Raw genomic sequence first — 19,259 nt, 5'->3', positions numbered from 1 at the left:
TTTCTGGATCTGTCGATGGACGGTTACATGAAAATCCAGAAGCGGCTGATGGAAGAACAGATCCGGCTGTGGAGTAACTGTGGACTTGGGCAGTCGATTTTGAAAGGAAAACATCCCCGAAATCTGGATGAATTCCGTAAAATGGTACCACTGACGGAGTATGAAGATTATGCAGATATTCTTTTGACCAAGCAGCCTGATATGCTTCCAGGGAATCCGGTGATCTGGATTCAGACAACCTGGGAAGGCGGGAAACATCCGATTAAGGTTGCGCCGTATACAAGAAGTATGCTGGATACCTACCGGAATAATGTGACAGCATGTCTGATTTTATCGACCAGCAGGAAAAAGGGATCTTTTGATGTTGCATCTACGGATAAATTCCTGTATGCGCTGGCACCGCTTCCATATGCTACAGGACTTTTTCCACTGGCACTCGGAGAAGAAATCGATATCGAGTTCCTTCCGGCAGTAAAAGATGCTGTGAATATGAGTTTCAGCGAACGAAACAAGCTGGGATTTAAAATGGCGATGAAAAAAGATCTGGGATTTTTCTTTGGACTTGGAAGTGTGGCTTATGCGGTAAGTCTGAGCCTGTCTTCGCTGACTGGTGGCAGAGGCATCCAACTATCAAGTCTTCTGAAATGCAGACCGCATATGATCTTCCGCCTGATACAGGCAAAGTGCCGCTGTAAAAAAGAGAACCGGCAATTACTTCCAAAGGATTTATTCCATTTAAAAGGGTTCATGGTAGCGGGTACGGATAATCAGTGCTATAAAGATGATCTGGAAGAGCTCTGGGGAATCCGGCCGATGGAATTGTTTGCTGGTACGGAGCCATCTATAATGGGGACAGAGACCTGGACGAGAAAAGGAATGTATTTCTTCCCGGATACGGCATTTTATGAATTTATCACAGAGAAGGATATGTTGAAAAATCATGAGGATCCGTCTTATGTTCCACCGACATATCTGATGGATGAAGTACGACCGGGAGAAAAATATGAGCTCGTATTTACGATTTTGAAAGGCGGTGCATTCGCGAGATATCGTTGTGGTGATATGTACCGGTGCGTTGGACTGGAAAACAGGGAAGATGAAACACAGATCCCACGTTTTGAATATGTGGACAGGGTACCATGGATCATTGACATAGCAGGATTTACAAGGATTTCAGAAAATGGGATCCGAAATGTTATTCGTCTGTCAAAGCTCCCGATCACAAACTGGGTTGCGGCAAAAGAATATAATGAAAAGAACCGCCCATATCTGCATATGTATGTAGAACTGGAACGGGAATCCTTGCTGAACAGTGCCATGAGCGCCGATATTTTAAAAGAGTTACTGAGTACATATTTTAAATATATTGATCAGGATTACCGTGACTTGAAGAAAATATTGGGAATGGATCCTTTGCAGGTTACAATTTTTACGTGCGGAACATTTGAAACTTATGAAAAACAGACTGGAAAAAAACTGCATCAGATGAATCCTTCTTATTATGATTTGAAGGCGTTGCTGGAAGTGCAGGAATGTTTGAACAAAGTGAGATAAGAGGGAATTATGGGAACCTATGGATATATTTCAATCATAGCAATGGTGTGCTATGGATTTATGCTGCTGATGTTTCTGACAGCGAAGCGAAATAAAATTGTAAATAGCTTTCTGGTAGTGTTGGTTGGACTGCTTTTTTGGGCTGGAGGATCGGCATTTATGCGTGTTCATCTGTGGCCAAGTTATGAATTCTGGTATCAGGTTTCCCTGCTTGGAATTTTACTACTGCCGTATGCATATTATTGCTTTATTCTGGCATTTGGCGGGGTGAAAAAAGGTCTGCCAGGGAAAATATATCTGGCTGTTATGCTGATCTGTTTTGTGGTAAATATCCGGCATGGGGTATTCCTGGGATGCCCGAATGTGGTGGAAAAGAATGGGCTTCCTACTTTTGTGTATGAGATTAAACCTACTATATTAGTACTCTTTTTCCCGGCTGGGATTTTTTTGATTTATCTTTTCCTTATCCTTGTGCGGATCTGCAAAGCAAATCCCAATATGAAAGTACAGTATGAACCGGTCATGGCAGGGGTTCTGGTGTTGTTTGCAGGGAATATGTTGCTTGGAATACCATTTTTCAGTGGATTTCCGATTGATATTTTAAGTGGTGTTGTAAATGTATTTTTCCTGTTTTATGCACTGATCCGCAGACGTCTGTTCCGGCTGCAGATGCTGGCATCGCCCAGTCTGTGTTACGGTGTGGGATTTTTGTTTTCTGTTATTGTATTTTTGAATGTAATTCCATATCTGCAGAAAATCTTCCATATACAGATGAATAAGAATACAACGCTTTATGCCCTTGCTTTTGCAATTGTGTTTCTGGTGATTTATGCGCTGTTTACTTTTTTGTGGAAGCTTCTGGTACGCAGTGTGTTTGTCAGGGAAGAAAATTATCAGACAGAAAAAATCAGGGAGTTCAGCTCTGCAATTTCGAAGACGCTGGATTTAAATGAAATTCTGGACAAAACGATCAGTGTCATGAAAGAACTGATGGATGTTGGAAATATCTATATTTGTATGCAGGATGCACCGGGACAGCCATATCGGGGAGTGGCAAGTGATCAGCCACTGAATGATCTGACATTTACGATGGAAGAAGAAAACCCGATGATCCAGTGGCTGAAAGAACATGAAGAGCCGATCATTTACCGGGATTTCCGTTATACCGTGGAGTATAAGTCGATGTGGGAGAGTGAAAAACACCGGCTGGATAAGACGCATATCCGTTACTGTGCAGGGTTGAAAGATGGAGAATGCCTGGTTGGTGTGATTCTGATCACAGATGCTTCGGTGAAAAAACGGCTGGTATATGATGAGGTGCAGCTGATCTCATCTGTTACGTCGGTTGCATCGATTGCGATTAAGAATTCAAGATTGTACGAGAGAGCCCGCCAGGAAGCCAGAACAGATGAGATGACCGGATTACTGAACCGGAAATATTTCTATGAAGTGCTGAATGAAGAGCTTGAGAAAAACAGGGAGGCATCGCTGGCACTTGCGATCATCAATGTAGATGATTTTAAATTGTATAATCAGTTGTATGGGGTGAAAGAAGGAGATCTGTGTCTGCAGCGGATTGCAGATATTATCAGAAGCAGTGTCGGAGAAAGTGGATACACGGCCCGCTATGGAGGAAAGGAATTTGCGGTTCTTTTACCGGGATATGATCTTTTTTCCGCCAGAAATATGGTGGAATCTATTGCAAAACAGATTTATGTTATGAATAACCGCAGAACGGATATGAAGCTGAAAGCGGTAACTGTGAGTGCCGGTATCAGTGCGGCTCCTTATGCGGCAAGGAACGTGAAAGAGCTGATGGAAAATGTAGATCTGGCAGTTTATCATGTGAAACATAATGGAAAAAATGGGATCCAGGTCTTTGATATGATGTTCCGGAACAACAGTGTGGGGAACAATACAAGGAATCGCACCCATATTTATCAGGAGTATGAGTCTACGATTTATGCGCTGACGGCGGCAATTGATGCGAAGGATCACTATACGTTCAGCCATTCCAACAATGTAGCTTATTATGCAACGTCACTGGCGACGACCCTTGGAATGAACGAAGATATGATAGAGATTATCCGGCAGGCAGCACTTCTGCATGATGTCGGTAAAATCGGTATTCCGGAGTATATACTCAATAAAGAGGGAACACTGACAGATGAAGAATATGAGATCATCAAAGGGCATGTAGAGGCATCGATCGATATTATCCGTCACCTTCCATCGCTGGATTATGTAATTCCGGCAGTCATCGGTCATCATGAGCGGTATGATGGAAAAGGATATCCACGCCGGATCGCAGGAGAAGATATTCCACTGACTGCGCGGATTTTGTGCGTGGCAGATTCTTTTGATGCCATGACATCCAAACGATGTTATAAAAAAGCATTTCCTATTGAAGTGGCACGGGAGAAGCTTCTTCAGGATGCAGGCAGACAGTTTGATCCTGACCTGGTATATAAGTTTGTTGAATGCCTGGATAATGGCAGTATTACACTGGTGAAGGCAGAAGAAACTGTGGACAATCTGAAAGAAATGCTGTAGAATATTCCCACAAAAAAGTGACGAAAATCAGCAAGAAACGGTTGACAAAAGCCTGTTGGTATAATATAATATGCAAGTATGACGTGAGAAGAAACAGTTTGCACCAAAGCCCCGGAGTGAACTTGTTTTCTATAGAATCTACAATGAAAATAATTAGTAAACTGAAATTCATAGGAGGTCAACCAATGAAAACTTACATGGCTAATCCAGATAAGATTGAAAGAAAATGGTATGTAGTTGACGCTGAAGGACAGACACTTGGACGTCTTGCAGCAGAAGTCGCTAAAGTTTTAAGAGGAAAAAATAAACCGGAATTTACACCGCACATTGATACAGGTGACAACGTAATTGTTATCAACGCTGAAAAGATCAAAGTTACAGGAAAGAAATTAGATCAGAAAGTATACTATCATCACTCAGATTATGTAGGAGGAATGAAAGAAACTACATTAAGAGAAATGATGGCAAAGAAACCGGAACAGGTTATCGAACTTGCTGTTAAAGGTATGCTTCCAAAAGGACCTTTGGGAAGAACAATGATCAAGAAACTTCACGTATATGCTGGAGCAGAACATGCTCATCAGGCACAGAAACCAGAAGTTTTAACATTTTAGTCAGAGGTTTGAAAGGAGGAAATAAAAGTGGCAACAGCTAAATTCTACGGAACAGGAAGAAGAAAAAAATCTATCGCAAGAGTATACCTTGTACCAGGTACAGGTAAGATCACAATCAATAAAAGAGATATCGACGAATATTTAGGACTTGAAACTCTTAAAGTTGTAGTTCGTCAGCCATTAGTTGCAACTGAAACAGTTGATAAATTTGACGTTCTCGTTAACGTACGTGGTGGTGGATACACAGGACAGGCAGGAGCAATCCGTCACGGAATCGCAAGAGCACTTCTTGAAGCAGATTCTGATTACAGACCGGTACTTAAGAAAGCCGGATACCTTACACGTGACCCACGTATGAAAGAACGTAAGAAATACGGTCTCAAAGCAGCTCGTAGAGCACCACAGTTCTCTAAACGTTAATTTCTGTTCACAAAGAGATAATCGTTTGGAACGAAAAAATGCATACAAAACCTCAGAAACCATGTGTTTCTGGGGTTTTTCTTTACCCTCGAATCTTTATGGAATGTCTCCCACAATTTTGTTTATGGCATCGATCAGAACCTGGACATCAAGATGAGTGTAGACACGTTCTGTAAGCGTCATAGCTCCAGAATGTCCAACAATCTTCTTGATGGTAGTTTCATCAATGCTGTGTTCTTTCATCATGGAAATTGTAGTGTGGCGCGTACAGTGTGGCGACCACTTAATTCCAATTCATGTTGTAAATGGAGTCTATTATCTGAATGGGAAGTTTGAAGAAGAAAAACAGTTCTGTAGAAACCGGTTAAATGTCAATTATAATCCGGAAGCTCCTAAACCCGAAATGTGGTTGAAGTATTTAAAGGATCTGGTTGAGGAAGAGGATATCCCAACCATTCAGGAATATCTGGGCTATTTGCTGATTTGTAGAGCAACTTTTTATAAGTGATTGAGACAAAAGGAAAACAAATATGTCGAACGTAACTGCATACGAAAAAGATGAGAAGAGAAAGAGATGATGCTTTGAATCAGGTGGCAGAAGAAAGACAGAAAACTTTCATGGCAAAAAAGAATTTCAGAGAGGAAATTAATAAGGTAAACAAAAAAACAAACGATATATGAAAAGACTTATAAAATATTTTCTTTTTTTGCGCACTGAATAATCACAAAATTGAGATTCTTTCTTTTTTTTTCATACCCAGGAAAAGTCTGTGGTACAATATTGAAAGGTATCATTGCTATGCAGAGATTTCTTTGTGAGAATCTGTATCGGAGGAATTAGGATATGCAGTATATATTAGTTGTAGAAGATGATTTTGATTTGAATCAGGCAATCTGTTATTTTTTGAAAAAGTCAGGATATGGAGTTTATGGTGTGACTTTTATGGAAAAAGGGAAGCAGATTTTTTTTGAGAATCAGATAGATATGGTCCTTCTGGATGTGAATCTTCCAGATGGCGAGGGCTTCTCTTTTTGCCAGTGGGTAAAAAAGCAAAGAGAAGTTCCGGTCATTTACCTGACAGCCAGGGATATGGAGGAGGATGCTCTGGCAGGATATGAATCCGGGGCAGAAGATTACGTTACTAAACCATTTTCAATGAAGATTTTACTTAGAAAAATAGAAGTCATTTTAAAAAGAACTGCTTCGGTCAATCGTCTGATTTTTGCAGATGAGTACTTATATATAGATTTGGATAATGCACGAGTAACGGTAAAAGGTCAGGAATGCCCCGTCACACCGACAGAGTGCCGTCTGCTTTGTCAATTTCTTATGAACCGAGGACAGCTTCTGACTTATGATCTGTTATTGGAGCGGTTGTGGGACAGTGGAGGACAGTTTGTGGACAAGCACACACTGGCAGTAAATGTGAATCGTCTGAGAGGAAAGATTGAAGATAAGAATCACAGGTATATTTCAAATGTATATGGGATGGGATATCAATGGATTGGCTGATGTGTATCATGATGATAATTTTATTTGCAGCAGTACTGGTATTGTTATGGAAAAACTACCGGATAAAAAAAGAAGCGAAGTTGTTTGCTGAAAAGGTGGAAGATGCTCTGGATGCTATCGTAACAGGAAAAGAATGGAATATGGAAGAAGAATTGGAGGATAGCCTCTGGGGAAGAACAGGAACACAATTAGCGAAAGCCGGGAATGTATTTCGGAAAAAAGAAGAAGACGGTTTTCGTGAGAAAGAAAGAGTAAAGGGATTGATTTCTGATATATCCCATCAGGCAAGGACGCCCATTGCCAATATAAAACTATACCTGGAACTCCTTGAGGATGAAGAGTTTTCGCAAAACGGTCAGGAGTTTTTGGGAAAAATCAAAGGGCAGATGGAAAAAATTGATTTTTTAATGCAGAGCATGGTAAAAATGTCAAGGCTTGAAACGGGAATTCTGCAAATACATAAGGAAGACCAAAATCTATACGAAACAATCCGCCATGCAGTTGCCGATGTGGTTCCGGAGGCGGCGTTGAAGGGGATTGATCTATATGTGAACTGCGAAGAAAATATGATGATCCGTCATGACAGCAAATGGACGGAGGAAGTAATTTATAATATTCTGGACAATGCACTCAAGTATACCGAACCAGCTGGAAAGATCCATATTCAGACAGAAAGACAGGAATTATTTTTAAAGATCAGCATTTCTGATACTGGAAAAGGGATTGCCCCGGAGAGGCAGGCAGAGATCTTTACAAGATTTTACCGTGAGCCGGAGGTGCATGATAAACCAGGGGTTGGGATCGGATTATATCTTGCAAGAACAATCATGGAACTTCAGAAGGGCTACATAGAAGTACAGTCTGAAGTGGGAAAAGGAGCGTGTTTTCGCTTGTATTTACCGGTGAATGAATCGTAACATAACCGATCGGGGATGGTCACAATATTGTGATAATTAAAAATTGAGACAGGTTTGTGATTTTTAGGAGATATTCTATAGAATATCAAAAGAAGGAGGCAAACCAATGAAAGAATACATTGTAGAGACAAGAAGCTTAAAAAAATACTATCAAATGGGTGAAAATACGGTAAAGGCATTGGATGGCGTAGATTTTCGTGTGAAAGATCAGGAATTCGTTGCTATTATCGGAAAAAGCGGATCCGGGAAAAGTACACTTTTGCATATGCTGGGTGGACTGGATGTGCCAACAGATGGGGAAGTGTTGGTAGAGGGTAAGTGCCTTCTGGGAATGAAAAAAGAACAGCTTGCCATATTTCGCAGGAGAAAAATCGGGTTTATTTTTCAGAATTATAATCTTGTCCCGGATCTTAATGTATATGAGAATGTCATTCTTCCGGCGGAACTGGATGGGAGAAAGGTTGACGCGGAATATGTGGATGGGATACTGGAACTTTTAGGACTGTCAGAGAAGAGGGAAGCTCTTCCTGGAACATTATCTGGTGGACAGCAGCAGAGGGCTGCGATTGCCAGGGCACTTGCGGCGAAGCCCGCCATTATTCTGGCTGATGAACCGACAGGAAATCTGGATTCGGTTACCAGCCATGATGTACTTGGACTTTTGAAAATGGCAGCAAAACAGTTCAGCCAGACCTTGATTCTTATCACGCATGACAGAGACATTGCACAGCTTGCAGATCGTATCGTACATATTGAGGACGGAAAGATTGTAGGAGATACCGGGAAGGGAAGTGATTCCTATGCTTAAGAATCCGAATCAGAAAGTGATTAAAAGGATGGCATGGAACGCTTTAAAAGTAAACAGGAGAAAGACCATTACTTTGCTCCTTGCGGTTCTTCTTTCTTCCTTTTTGGTATTCACAATATTCACAGTCGGAGATTCTTATTTTAGACTTCAGAAAATTCAGAACATCCGTATGTCAGGAGCAGAATTTGATGCAATCATGTATGGAGTGACGGATGAACAGAGGCAAATGTGTGAGAACAACCCGGATATCGTTCTGACAGGTACAGTGGGAGTCTGTGGATGGGTAGAAAAAACAGATCAGGATTCCACACTGAATGTGGGACTGATCTGGGCAGATGATGGATATTGGACACAGATGATGGAGCCGGTCAGAGAAAAGTTGGAAGGAAGATATCCGACAGCTTTGGATGAGATAATGGTAACAAAATCCGCTTTAAAAGAATGTGGTTACGAAGATCTTGATGTAGGCGATACCCTTGCTATGTCTTATGGAACACATGAGGGAATCTTTACAGGGACTTTTCGAATCTGTGGGATCTGGGACGGATATGGACCCAAGAAACAGTTTTATGTCTCGAAAGAATTCTATGATCAATCGGGATGGAAGCTTTCGCAGGCAGCTTCCGGTCGTTACTTTATGGATTTTTAGCAAAAAATCATGACAAAAAAAGAGCAGAATGCTTTTATCGAAAATATGAATCTTGGAAAGCAGCAGAATCTTTTCTTCATGGAAGATCTTGGCGCATCGGTTCAGATATTGGCAGGTCTTATTGGCTTGATTGCAGTTACCTGTTTGTGTGCGTATCTGCTTATTTATAATATTATGTATCTTTCTGTAACTGGAAAAGTTCGTTATTATGGTCTGCTTCAGACGGTCGGAATGACGGAAAAGCAGATAAAAAGGATGATGAAGGAACAGATGCTTCTGATTGGATCTGCAGGGACAGTACTTGGATGTCTGTCAGGTGGGATGGTATCCTTTTTCCTGATTCCTGTTGTTGTAAAATCACTTGGAATCAAAAGTGGCTATGTTGGAGCAGATATGGTTCGTTTTCATCCGGCAGTTCTGCTGGCAACCATCTTACTGGTTGGGGTTACCATCTTTCTGGCAAGCCAAAAACCGATAAAAATGGCAGCAGATATTTCTCCAATAGAAGCGCTTGGTTATTGTCCGACCCACAAAAACGTAAAAGTAAGAAGAGCAGGAAAGGGGAAAGTAATAGCAAGACTTTCCATGGAGCAGTTTACAAAGGATAAGAAAAGAACTGCGGTGGTACTGTTGTCTTTGGCCACCAGTCTGTCTGTGTACCTTTGTATTGTGACCATGCTGGACAGTCAGGCAGCAAGAACCATAGTGTCAAATTATATGGATACGGATATGGTCATTAAAAATGATACGGCATGTAAAGAAAAATCAGAAGACAGAAGAGACATTCTGGATGATTCTTTCGTGAAGTCAATCAAAGAAAATGCCGGAGTCTCTGAAGCACATTCTATGATATTTGCCGAGATTACAGTTCCATGGGAACCGGATTTTGCTGAGATGTGGATGAAAGAATTTTACGCAAAGTGGATGAGCATTCCATATAGTAAGGAAAAGGACGAGTATCAGAATCATCCTGAGAATTTTGGATCCTCTCTGATTGGAATTGATGAACAGGAATTTGATTATTTAAATAACAGTCTTACGCATCCGATAAAGAAAGAGGACTTCCTTTCGGGAAAAGTATGTATTGTTTATCGAAATGGTTTGGATCTTTCAGATGCTGACATAATAGGAAAAAATGTGACATGTGCTTTGTATGAAGATCAACAAACGACAAAAACTTTTACCATAGAAGGAGTTACGGACGAGAATTATTATACAGCACTCCTTGGATACCCACCGACGATTATAGCCAGTGATCAGGTGGTGAAAACATTTGCCAATCATCCAATTACACTAAAGACCAGCATAAAATATCACAAGGAATATGATAGAGATACAGAACAGGAAATCCTTGCGTTACTAGAAAAAAATGACAATGCAAAAGACTTTTCCTGGGAATCCAAAATCGAAGATGCAGATGAGATTGAAAAAGCACAAGGTAATATGCCGCAACTGGGAATCGGGATTGTGCTGATTCTGGCTTTTATCGGAATCATGAACTACATGAACACCTTTGTAGTAAATGTGCAGAGCCGGATGATGGAGCTTTCGGTTATGGAGAGTATCGGGATGACCCCGAAGCAGATTCTTGGAATGCTGGTCAGGGAAGGAGTTCTCTATGCAGGCGGCGCATGGCTTGTTACGCTAACAGTAGGAATGGGAGCAACGTATCTTCTGTATGAATCAATGAATTATCGTGGGATTGCGTTTTCAGTGTCAATACTTCCACTTTTATTTGCAGTGGGAATCAGTTTGCTAGTTTGTACTATGGTTCCAGTCCTTACTTGGATTATTTTGGAAAAGAATGGAACTGTTGTCGAGAGGATTAAAGGAGTTGAGTGATTTTGGATTTTAGATATAGAGCTGTGGTTTTTTGACTGTTTATATTGAAAGAACCCCGATTTCCACATATAATAAAAGACAATGTGTAAAGAAATGAATCAGGGAGAATAATAAAATATGAGTATATTAAATGTAGAACATCTGACACACGGTTTTGGTGACCGTGCTATTTTTGATGATGTATCGTTCCGCCTTTTAAAAGGGGAGCACATCGGTCTTGTAGGAGCAAACGGAGAGGGTAAATCTACCTTTATGAGTATCGTTACCGGGAAACTTACGCCGGACGAGGGAAAGGTGGAATGGGCGAAGAATGTACGAGCAGGCTATCTGGACCAGCATGCAGTCCTTCAGAGCGGTATGACGATCCAGGACGCACTGAAAAGTGCGTTTGATCCGCTTTTGCAGAAGGAGCAGCGAATGAACGAGATCTGTGAGAAACTCGGTGAAGTAGGCGAGGATGAGATGAATCTTCTGATGGAAGAGCTTGGAACGATCCAGGATGAGTTGACACTGCATGATTTTTATACGATTGATGCAAAGGTAGAAGAGGTCGCAAGAGCACTGGGACTTCTGGATCTGGGACTTGACCGTGATGTTACAGATCTAAGCGGAGGTCAGAGAACGAAGGTTCTTCTGGCAAAGCTTCTGCTTGAGAAGCCGGACATCCTGCTTCTGGATGAACCGACAAACTATCTGGATGAAGAGCATATTACGTGGCTGAAGCGGTATCTGCAGGATTATGAGAATGCATTCATTCTGATTTCCCATGATATTCCGTTCCTGAATGAAGTGGTAAATATCATCTATCATATGGAGAACCAGGAACTGAATCGTTATGTGGGAGACTATGATCATTTTCAGGAGGTCTATGCAGTTAAGAAAGCACAGCTTGAGGCAGCATACCGCAGACAGCAGCAGGAAATCAGTGAACTGAAGGATTTTGTGGCAAGAAATAAAGCCCGTGTTTCTACAAGAAATATGGCGATGTCCAGACAGAAAAAGCTGGATAAAATGGATGTAATTGAGCTGGCAGCGGAAAAGCCGAAACCGGAATTTAAGTTCCGTTACGGACGGACTCCGGGGAAAATGTTATTCGAAACAAAGGATCTTGTAATCGGTTATGATGAACCACTTTCCAAGCCGCTGAATTTCCAGATGGAAAGAGGACACAAGATTGCGATTGTCGGAACAAATGGTATCGGAAAGACTACATTTTTGAAGAGTGTACTTGGTCTGATCCCGGCAATTTCCGGCGAGTGTGAGCTTGGGGAAAATCTTCAGATCGGCTATTTTGAACAGGAAGTTAAAGGAGAAAACAAGACCACCTGTATTGAAGAGCTGTGGCAGGAATTTCCGTCATTTACCCAGTATGAGGTGCGTTCTGCCCTTGCAAAATGCGGACTCACTACGAAGCATATTGAGAGCCAGGTAAGGGTACTGAGTGGTGGTGAACAGGCAAAGGTAAGACTCTGTAAGCTGGTCAACAAGGACACGAATCTGCTGATCCTGGATGAGCCGACCAATCATCTAGACGTGGATGCAAAGGATTCTCTGAAAAAAGCGCTTCAGGAATACAAAGGAAGTATTCTTCTGATTTGCCATGAGCCGGAATTCTATCAGGATGTGGTAAATGAGGTGTGGGATATGAGCAAGTGGACGATAAAAGTATTTTAAAAGTGTCGTGCAGAAGACCTTTCGGGACTATCCTGAAAGGTCTTTTTGTGTTACTATTTATTTAGAACGTATCATTTTAGTCATTACTTTTTATTTTATAGGAAATTCCGAAGGAACTTCCTATGAAATAAAAGGCACTACGTGCCGGAGATGCGCACTCGCACGAAGATGAAGAATGTCGCAAGCGACTGCGCTCGGCGCGAAGATGTGCCAAGGCACATTCTTTTTTACAAAGCCGTTATATAAGCTTTACAGAAGTAAGATAGAGCCTGCAAAGCGCAACGTCTATAATAAAATAATGATACCAGGGTCAAGAGGTCAAAAATCCTCTTGCAAGCAAGCCTGCATCGGCTTTCTGACCTTTTGCCCCGACATCATCATAAAATATGTTTCAGAAGAGGAAGGATGGGATAATATGCCGTCAACTTATGCACATTACATTTTTGGACAGCAGATCAGGGGCAGATTAAGCGGATATGAGAGAAAAGTTATTGATAAATATCCGGAGCTTTTTAATATTGGACTTCATGGACCAGATATTCTTTTTTATTACAGACCGCTTGGCAAGAACAAGGTCAATCAGTTGGGAAAGCGTATACATAACGAGAGCGGGGCAAAGTTCTTCGCTCATGCAGCGAAGGCTTTACATACACACGACCAGTATGAGAAGCATCTGGCTTATGTATATGGAGTGCTCTGCCACTTCGCGTTGGATGAAATCTGTCATGGTTACGTGGAACAGGCAGTAAAAGAGACTGGTCTTGCACATATTGCAGTGGAGGGCGAGCTGGATCGTAAGCTGATGATTATGAACGGAGAAAATCCAGTGAGCAGGAGACTGACCGGACATATTGTTCCTTCTATGAAAAATGCGATAATTATAAAAGATTTTTATCGCGGAATTACAGCAAAGGAAGTCAAAAAAGCACTGAATGGAATGGTATTTTATGACAGGATTCTTGTCTGTCCATCTAAAATAAAGCGGATGGCACTTTATGCAGCACTTAAAGTGGCAGGGCTTTATTATGATTTTCATGGGTTTATTATCAAGTATCATGAGAATGAATCCTGCAGGGAACAGATAAGAAAACTGCTTCATCTTTATGAAAAAGCAGTTCCACTGGCAGACAAACTGATCTGCGAATATAAACCGTTTCTGGAAGGAAACGCCACATTAGATTCTGTATATGCCTATACATTTGGTTCTCAGTTTCCGGGCGAGGAGGATACGTTAAATGAAAATAAAATTGACAAAACAGGAGAAAAACTGGATACTTTATGATGTCGGAAATTCTGCATTTACACTTCTGGCAGCAACCATTTTACCGATTTATTTCAACTATATCGCAGGAAAGCAGGGACTTTCGGATGTACAGTATCTGGCATACTGGGGATATGCAGTATCCATTGCAACCTTACTTACAGCACTTGCAGGACCGGTATTTGGAACCGTTGCAGATACAAAAGGCTATAAAAAACCAGTTTTTACAATTGCACTTGGAATCGGGGCAATTGCTTCAGTCGCATTGGGATTTGCAAAGTACTGGCTGGCCTTTCTGGTAGTTTTTGTCATTGCAAAGGTCGGATATTCCGTAACGCTGGTATTTTATGATTCCATGCTTGTCGATGTGACATTGGAAGACCGGATGGATGAAGTCTCTTCCCAGGGCTATGCGTGGGGATATATCGGAAGCTGTGTACCGTTTGTAATCTGTCTTCTGGTTGTGTTAAATGCAGGGAAGATTGGGATTACAATGGAGATAGCAATGATGGTTTCCTTTGTGATCATCACGGTATGGTGGGTAATTATGACATTACCACTTCTGAGAACTTATCACCAGAAGTATTATGTAGAAAAGAAGCAGCATGCTTTTTCAGAAAGCTTCAAAAGAATCGGCATTACTCTGAAAAATGTAAAGAAGGAGAAGAAGGTTTTTCTGTTTCTTCTGGCGTTTTTCTTTTATATTGACGGGGTTTATACGATTATTGATATGGCAACTGCATATGGATCAGCACTTGGACTTAGCAGTACAGGACTTCTTCTTGCATTGTTGCTTACGCAGATCGTAGCTTTCCCATTTGCGATTATTTTCGGAAGACTTGCGAAGAAATATTCTGCAGAAAATCTGATCACAGTATGTATCGTGGCATACCTTGGAGTGGCAATTTTTGCGATTTTTCTGCATTACCAGTGGCAGTTCTGGGTTCTTGCTGTCTGGGTAGGCATGTTCCAGGGAGGTGTGCAGGCGCTTTCAAGATCTTACTTTACGAAAATTATACCGGCGAACCAGTCAGGTGAATTTTTCGGCTTAATGGATATTTGCGGAAAAGGCGCGTCCTTTATGGGAACAACGATCGTGAGCCTGATCTCGCAGCTTACCGGCAATATCAATATTGGTGTGGGGATGATCGCTGTCTTGTTCGTGATCGGAATTATTTTATTCCGGAGAGCGGCAGCGCTAGAATAAAAATAAAGGATACAATAGATTTATGATGACAGAGCTTGAAAAATATTATAACAAATTCAACGAAGAGAAACGGCTTAAGAGCCGCCACGGACAGGTAGAATTTATCACCTCAATGAAGTACATTCACAAATATCTTCCTAAGCGGGAGCATGGACAGGTAAAGATTCTGGATGTAGGAGCCGGAACCGGGCGCTACAGTGTTGCGCTTGCCGAAGAAGGGTACGATGTGACGGCGGTAGAGTTGGTAAAATACAATCTGGGAATTCTGAAAAAGAAGAACAGCTCTGTGAAAGCATATCAGGGAAATGCGCTGAAGCTGTCACGTTTTCCGGATAAGGAATTTGACCTGATCATCTTGTTCGGACCGATGTATCACCTTTATACAAAGGAAGATAAGGTAAAGGCGCTGATGGAGGCAAAGCGTGTCCTGAAAGATGAGGGCACGATCCTGGTGGCTTATACAATGAATGAGTACAGTGTTCTGGTGTATGGATTCCGGGAGAATCATATACAGGAATGCCTGGAAAATGGCAAACTGGATGCGAATTACCGGGTATGTCCTTCACCGGAAGATTTGTATGATTATGTGCGTCTGGAGGATATTGACAGCTACAATGAAGCAGCAGGAATGGAACGGATCCAGATTATTTCGGCGGATGGACCATCCGATTATATGCGTCAGGTGTTAAATACGATGGATGAAAAGACCTTCCAGACGTTTATTGACTATCATCTGACTACGTGTGAACGCCCGGAACTGGTTGGTGCAGGATCACATACGGTAGATATTATAAGAAAGAAAAAAGATGGGGGAATAGAAAATGAAAGTAGCAGATATGCATTGTGATACAATTTTAGCGATTCAGAGAGGAAAGGAACAGGGAAAAGAGATTTCACTTCGTAAAAATAATTTAAATGTGGATCTTGAACGGATGAAAAAGGGGGATTATCTGATTCAGAATTTTGCCATTTTTCTGGATCTGGAGGATCCGATGCTTGCAGGAAGTCCATTCCGCTATGCAATGAAAATGGCGGATGTATTTTATCGGGAAATGGAGAAAAATAGAGACTGGATCCGGCCGGTCACGAAGTATGAAGAGATTGAAGAAAACCGGAAGAATGGAAGGATGTCAGCGTTGCTGACATTGGAAGAAGGAGAAATCTGTGAGGGCGATCCTGCCCTTTTAAGAGACTTTTACCGGATGGGGGCAAGGATGATGACTCTGACCTGGAACTATCCGAATCAGCTTGGATATCCGGCAAAAGCGACTGGCGGAGAATTTGCCGGAAAAGCCTTTTCAGAAGCCGGATATGGGCTTACAGCGCGTGGGATTGAGTTTCTGGAAGAGATGGAGAACCTGGGAATGATCATTGATGTGGCACATTTAAACGATGCAGGAATCCGGGATGTATTAAAGTTCACAAAGAAGCCTTTTGTAGCGAGCCATTCCAACGCGAGACATTTGTGCAGTCATCCGAGAAACCTGAATGATGAACTTCTGAAAGCGATCGGGGAAAGAGGCGGTGTGATCGGGCTGAATTATTATGCATATTTCTTGCGCGACTGGAAAGACGGAGAGACGGTTGTGAGCAGAGCGGAGGATATTGTGGCACATGCAAAATATATCTGTGATATGGCGGGAATAGAGGCTTTAGGACTTGGTTCAGACTTTGATGGTATGAATGGAGAACTGGAGATCGCATCCCCTGCAGATATGACAAAGCTGGAAGATGTATTTAAAAAGAATGGATTTACAGAGAGCGAGATCGAGAAAATCTTCTGTAAGAATGTAATGCGAATATATAGAGAACTGCTTGGGTAATTCCGGCAAAGCATATTTATAACATAGAAAACCCGGCTGTGGAGTAATACACAAGCCGGGTTTTTTACTCTAGCATCTTTTGCAGCGATTACGCAACTGTTACATTAACAGCCTGAAGTCCGCGGTTTCCTTCTGTGATATCGAAAGTAACGTTCTGTCCTTCTTCAAGAGATTTGTATCCTTCTCCCGCGATTCCTGAAAAATGTACGAATACATCTTCTCCAGTGCTTTCGTTTGTGATGAATCCGTAGCCTTTCTGTGCGTTGAACCACTTAACTGTACCCTTGTTCATTAGTAGTACCTCCTAAAAAATTGATGATGCCGATAAAAATAAAAATCACATATTTTTGTAAGTCATCAGACAGATGTTAATGATTTACAAAAATATGTGAAATCTAAATCTTATCTAAAACACAATTTCAGAATATCACGTGGTAGGACAAATGTCAAATCAAAATAGGAAAAATAGGAAAAAATAAATGTCTTTTTATTGACAGGAAGAAAAAGGAATGCTATTATTTTTAACATATTTAAAGAGTGAAAATATTTGTACAAAGAGGTACTTTACTGCGGAGAAGAACGCAGAGAGTATCTTTTTTTTTGACTTGCAGGAGTGCAAAGCACGTAGCAATCTGGTATCAAAGGGGTCAAAAGTATAAATGGGATGTCAGAAAGAGGTAGTGCAGATGAAAAATCATGAACTGGATGCAGTGGATCGTACAATTTTGAATATTTTACAGAGAAATGCCAAATGTCCATTGAAAGAGATTGCAGAGAAGGTGTATCTGTCTACACCGGCTGTATCAGCGCGGATTGAAAAGATGGAAAAAGAAGGATATATTCTCGGTTATCAGGCACAGGTGAATCCGGAAGCACTTGGATATCATATCAAGGCACTGATCAATCTGGAGGTTTCGCCGGAGGAAAAAAATGTGTTTTATCCGTTTGTGAGAAAGTGTTCAAATGTGATCGAATGCAACTGTGTGACCGGAGAATATTCTATGGTGTTGGAAGTACTGTTTCCAAGCACAACAGAGCTGGATAAATTTATTGGAGAATTGCAGCGATTTGGAAGAACAAAGACACTGATCGTATTTTCAACTTCGGTTGAACACAGAGGAATCAATGCAGATATAGAAGAAACACTGGAGTGAGAAATATAATTTCCCGTAAATTGAAAAAGACCCGGAAACAAAAGTTTTCGAGTCTTTTTCTTCTTTAAGGGCTATATAAACAAGCAGTTTGAAATAGTCATTTTGATTATTCAGCAGCGATAGCAACTTCCGGAACAATTGTTTCAGTAGCTTTTTCAGATGCTTTGATATCTGCAGGTGTTTTTGCAAAACCTTTAAACACGATAGAACCAACAAATCCAGCTAAAGATCCGCCGATCGCAGCAAGTACGATTGCAGCTACAACCTTAAGTGGTGGGTTAAATCCGAATGGAGCTAAAAGTCCAGGAATCGGAGATGCTGTTCCAGGGGCGTTATTGATAATGCCGAGCATAGCTGCTGCGAGTCCGGCAAGTCCGCCACCAAAGAAGTTTGATCCGTAAATCGGAATCGGATTCTGTGTAATAATATCGGCCTGTGTAAGAGGTTCAAGCATTACCGCCATAACATTACTGCGCTCGCCAAGTTTTAAACGGTCGAAAATGATACCATTTGTGAAAGAACCACCAACACATGCAATTGCTGCAATACCCATTGCAAGTCCATCAAGTCCGAGCATAGCAGTCAGAGCCATAGAACTAAGTGGTGAGGTGCAGATCATCTTCATAATACCACCGAGCAGGAATCCCATGATAAGTGGAGACTGTTCAGCAGCTGCAGAAATCATACGTCCGATGTTGAGCAGTGTTGAATTAACGACCGGATCAACTGCGATGGCAATAATTCTTGCAAGCGGTGCGATTGCAAGAGCACCAACGATCAGATTCAGACCTTCTGGAAGTTTCTTTTCCAGGAACGGAGCTACAAAACCTACAATATAACCTGCTACAAAACCAGGAAGGATTCCGTATCCTCCGACTGCGACACCTGCAACGACTGCAAGTACCGGATTACATCCCATACTGATCGGAACTAAAGTAGCTGCAGCGATTCCCCCGAAGCTGCCGGATACGGTTCCGAGTTCTGAGAAAAATGCAATTCCTAATAAATCACCTGTGATGTAATGATGAACAGCTTCTACCAGGAACGAAGCAACGGCTGCATTAGCCATTCCGGACATTGCTTCTGATCCTTTTGGAAACTTCAGGCTGAATACAGAGAAACAGGCTAAAGTGAGAAGCAGTAAACCAATACCTTTTACGATTGTTAACATATGACATCCTCCTTAAAATTTATACTTATTCGCATCAGTTATCGTGATAACATAATAAAATGGAAGTTACAAAAAGATACAAAAAGTATCAAAATGAAA

At 41.5% G+C, this 19,259-nt stretch carries 19 protein-coding genes; 16 read left to right on the top strand and 3 right to left on the bottom strand.

What is annotated here, in order from left to right; translation table 11 throughout:
* The first annotated feature begins 15 nt into the window (after positions 1-15).
* The 4 genes from NQ556_RS12305 to rpsI all read left to right on the top strand — a co-directional run bounded on the left by NQ556_RS12305 (position 16) and on the right by rpsI (position 5,141).
* Positions 16-1,554 carry a GH3 domain-containing protein gene (locus tag NQ556_RS12305; protein WP_416387199.1) on the top strand — a complete coding sequence of 513 codons (1,539 nt, stop codon included), beginning with the start codon at positions 16-18 and terminating at the stop codon, positions 1,552-1,554.
* 9 nt (positions 1,555-1,563) lie between these two features.
* Positions 1,564-4,107, top strand: a complete 2,544-nt coding sequence (locus NQ556_RS12300) for an HD domain-containing phosphohydrolase (protein ID WP_008373219.1) — start codon at positions 1,564-1,566, stop codon at positions 4,105-4,107.
* A gap of 185 nt (positions 4,108-4,292) precedes the next feature.
* Positions 4,293-4,721: a 50S ribosomal protein L13 gene (gene rplM, locus NQ556_RS12295; RefSeq protein ID WP_022220779.1), complete on the top strand. Its 429-nt coding sequence runs from the start codon at positions 4,293-4,295 to the stop codon at positions 4,719-4,721.
* A 27-nt stretch (positions 4,722-4,748) separates the two neighbouring features.
* Positions 4,749-5,141: a 30S ribosomal protein S9 gene (gene rpsI, locus NQ556_RS12290; RefSeq protein ID WP_008373223.1), complete on the top strand. Its 393-nt coding sequence runs from the start codon at positions 4,749-4,751 to the stop codon at positions 5,139-5,141.
* 96 nt (positions 5,142-5,237) lie between these two features.
* On the opposite strand, the gene NQ556_RS16735 is transcribed toward rpsI, so the two are convergent.
* A complete protein-coding gene (locus NQ556_RS16735) occupies positions 5,238-5,384 on the bottom strand; it encodes a hypothetical protein (RefSeq protein WP_271813960.1) in 147 nt (48 codons plus the stop codon).
* A 1-nt stretch (position 5,385) separates the two neighbouring features.
* Between NQ556_RS16735 and NQ556_RS12285 the strand changes: the two genes are divergently transcribed.
* The 11 genes from NQ556_RS12285 (at position 5,386) to NQ556_RS12235 (ending at position 16,835) form a co-directional block, all read left to right on the top strand.
* Entirely contained in the window at positions 5,386-5,649 is a 264-nt protein-coding gene (locus NQ556_RS12285; protein ID WP_117557074.1) for a hypothetical protein, read from the top strand.
* A 336-nt stretch (positions 5,650-5,985) separates the two neighbouring features.
* On the top strand, positions 5,986-6,654 hold the full coding sequence (locus NQ556_RS12280; RefSeq protein ID WP_008373229.1) for a response regulator transcription factor: 669 nt from the start codon (positions 5,986-5,988) through the stop codon (positions 6,652-6,654).
* A complete protein-coding gene (locus NQ556_RS12275) occupies positions 6,642-7,571 on the top strand; it encodes a sensor histidine kinase (RefSeq protein WP_022220778.1) in 930 nt (309 codons plus the stop codon). Before NQ556_RS12280 ends, NQ556_RS12275 begins: the two co-directional genes overlap by 13 nt.
* A 106-nt stretch (positions 7,572-7,677) precedes the next feature.
* On the top strand, positions 7,678-8,379 hold the full coding sequence (locus NQ556_RS12270) for an ABC transporter ATP-binding protein (RefSeq protein WP_022220777.1): 702 nt from the start codon (positions 7,678-7,680) through the stop codon (positions 8,377-8,379).
* Positions 8,372-9,028 (top strand): hypothetical protein, encoded by a 657-nt coding sequence (locus NQ556_RS12265; RefSeq protein WP_008373248.1) that lies wholly within the window; start codon positions 8,372-8,374, stop codon positions 9,026-9,028. The genes NQ556_RS12270 and NQ556_RS12265 overlap by 8 nt, the downstream gene beginning before the upstream one ends.
* A 9-nt stretch (positions 9,029-9,037) precedes the next feature.
* A complete protein-coding gene (locus NQ556_RS12260; RefSeq protein ID WP_243426647.1) occupies positions 9,038-10,870 on the top strand; it encodes an ABC transporter permease in 1,833 nt (610 codons plus the stop codon).
* A gap of 117 nt (positions 10,871-10,987) precedes the next feature.
* A complete protein-coding gene (locus NQ556_RS12255) occupies positions 10,988-12,544 on the top strand; it encodes an ABC-F family ATP-binding cassette domain-containing protein (RefSeq protein ID WP_008373260.1) in 1,557 nt (518 codons plus the stop codon).
* A gap of 415 nt (positions 12,545-12,959) precedes the next feature.
* Positions 12,960-13,826: a zinc dependent phospholipase C family protein gene (locus tag NQ556_RS12250; protein WP_022220775.1), complete on the top strand. Its 867-nt coding sequence runs from the start codon at positions 12,960-12,962 to the stop codon at positions 13,824-13,826.
* Entirely contained in the window at positions 13,780-15,012 is a 1,233-nt protein-coding gene (locus NQ556_RS12245) for an MFS transporter (protein WP_022220774.1), read from the top strand. The genes NQ556_RS12250 and NQ556_RS12245 overlap by 47 nt, the downstream gene beginning before the upstream one ends.
* Positions 15,013-15,034: 22 nt before the next feature.
* Positions 15,035-15,859: a class I SAM-dependent methyltransferase gene (locus tag NQ556_RS12240; protein ID WP_008373267.1), complete on the top strand. Its 825-nt coding sequence runs from the start codon at positions 15,035-15,037 to the stop codon at positions 15,857-15,859.
* Positions 15,834-16,835, top strand: a complete 1,002-nt coding sequence (locus NQ556_RS12235; RefSeq protein WP_008373269.1) for a dipeptidase — start codon at positions 15,834-15,836, stop codon at positions 16,833-16,835. The genes NQ556_RS12240 and NQ556_RS12235 overlap by 26 nt, the downstream gene beginning before the upstream one ends.
* A gap of 88 nt (positions 16,836-16,923) precedes the next feature.
* Here the strand turns inward: NQ556_RS12235 and NQ556_RS12230 are convergent, their stop codons facing one another.
* Positions 16,924-17,127 (bottom strand): cold-shock protein, encoded by a 204-nt coding sequence (locus tag NQ556_RS12230; RefSeq protein ID WP_008373270.1) that lies wholly within the window; start codon positions 17,125-17,127, stop codon positions 16,924-16,926.
* A gap of 409 nt (positions 17,128-17,536) precedes the next feature.
* On the opposite strand from NQ556_RS12230, the gene NQ556_RS12225 reads away from it, so the two are divergent.
* A complete protein-coding gene (locus tag NQ556_RS12225) occupies positions 17,537-17,989 on the top strand; it encodes an Lrp/AsnC family transcriptional regulator (RefSeq protein ID WP_044999139.1) in 453 nt (150 codons plus the stop codon).
* A 106-nt stretch (positions 17,990-18,095) separates the two neighbouring features.
* Here NQ556_RS12225 and NQ556_RS12220 read toward each other — a convergent pair whose 3' ends face one another.
* Complete coding sequence (locus NQ556_RS12220; protein WP_008373277.1) at positions 18,096-19,160, bottom strand: PTS sugar transporter subunit IIC; 1,065 nt, start codon at positions 19,158-19,160, stop codon at positions 18,096-18,098.
* Between the last annotated feature and the right edge of the window lie 99 nt (positions 19,161-19,259).

Origin of the sequence: Coprococcus comes ATCC 27758 (assembly GCF_025149785.1) — a bacterium.
Lineage (GTDB): Bacteria > Bacillota > Clostridia > Lachnospirales > Lachnospiraceae > Allocoprococcus > Allocoprococcus comes.
The sequence above is the reverse complement of the archived record's forward strand: the minus strand, read 5'-3'. Positions and strand labels throughout refer to the sequence as shown.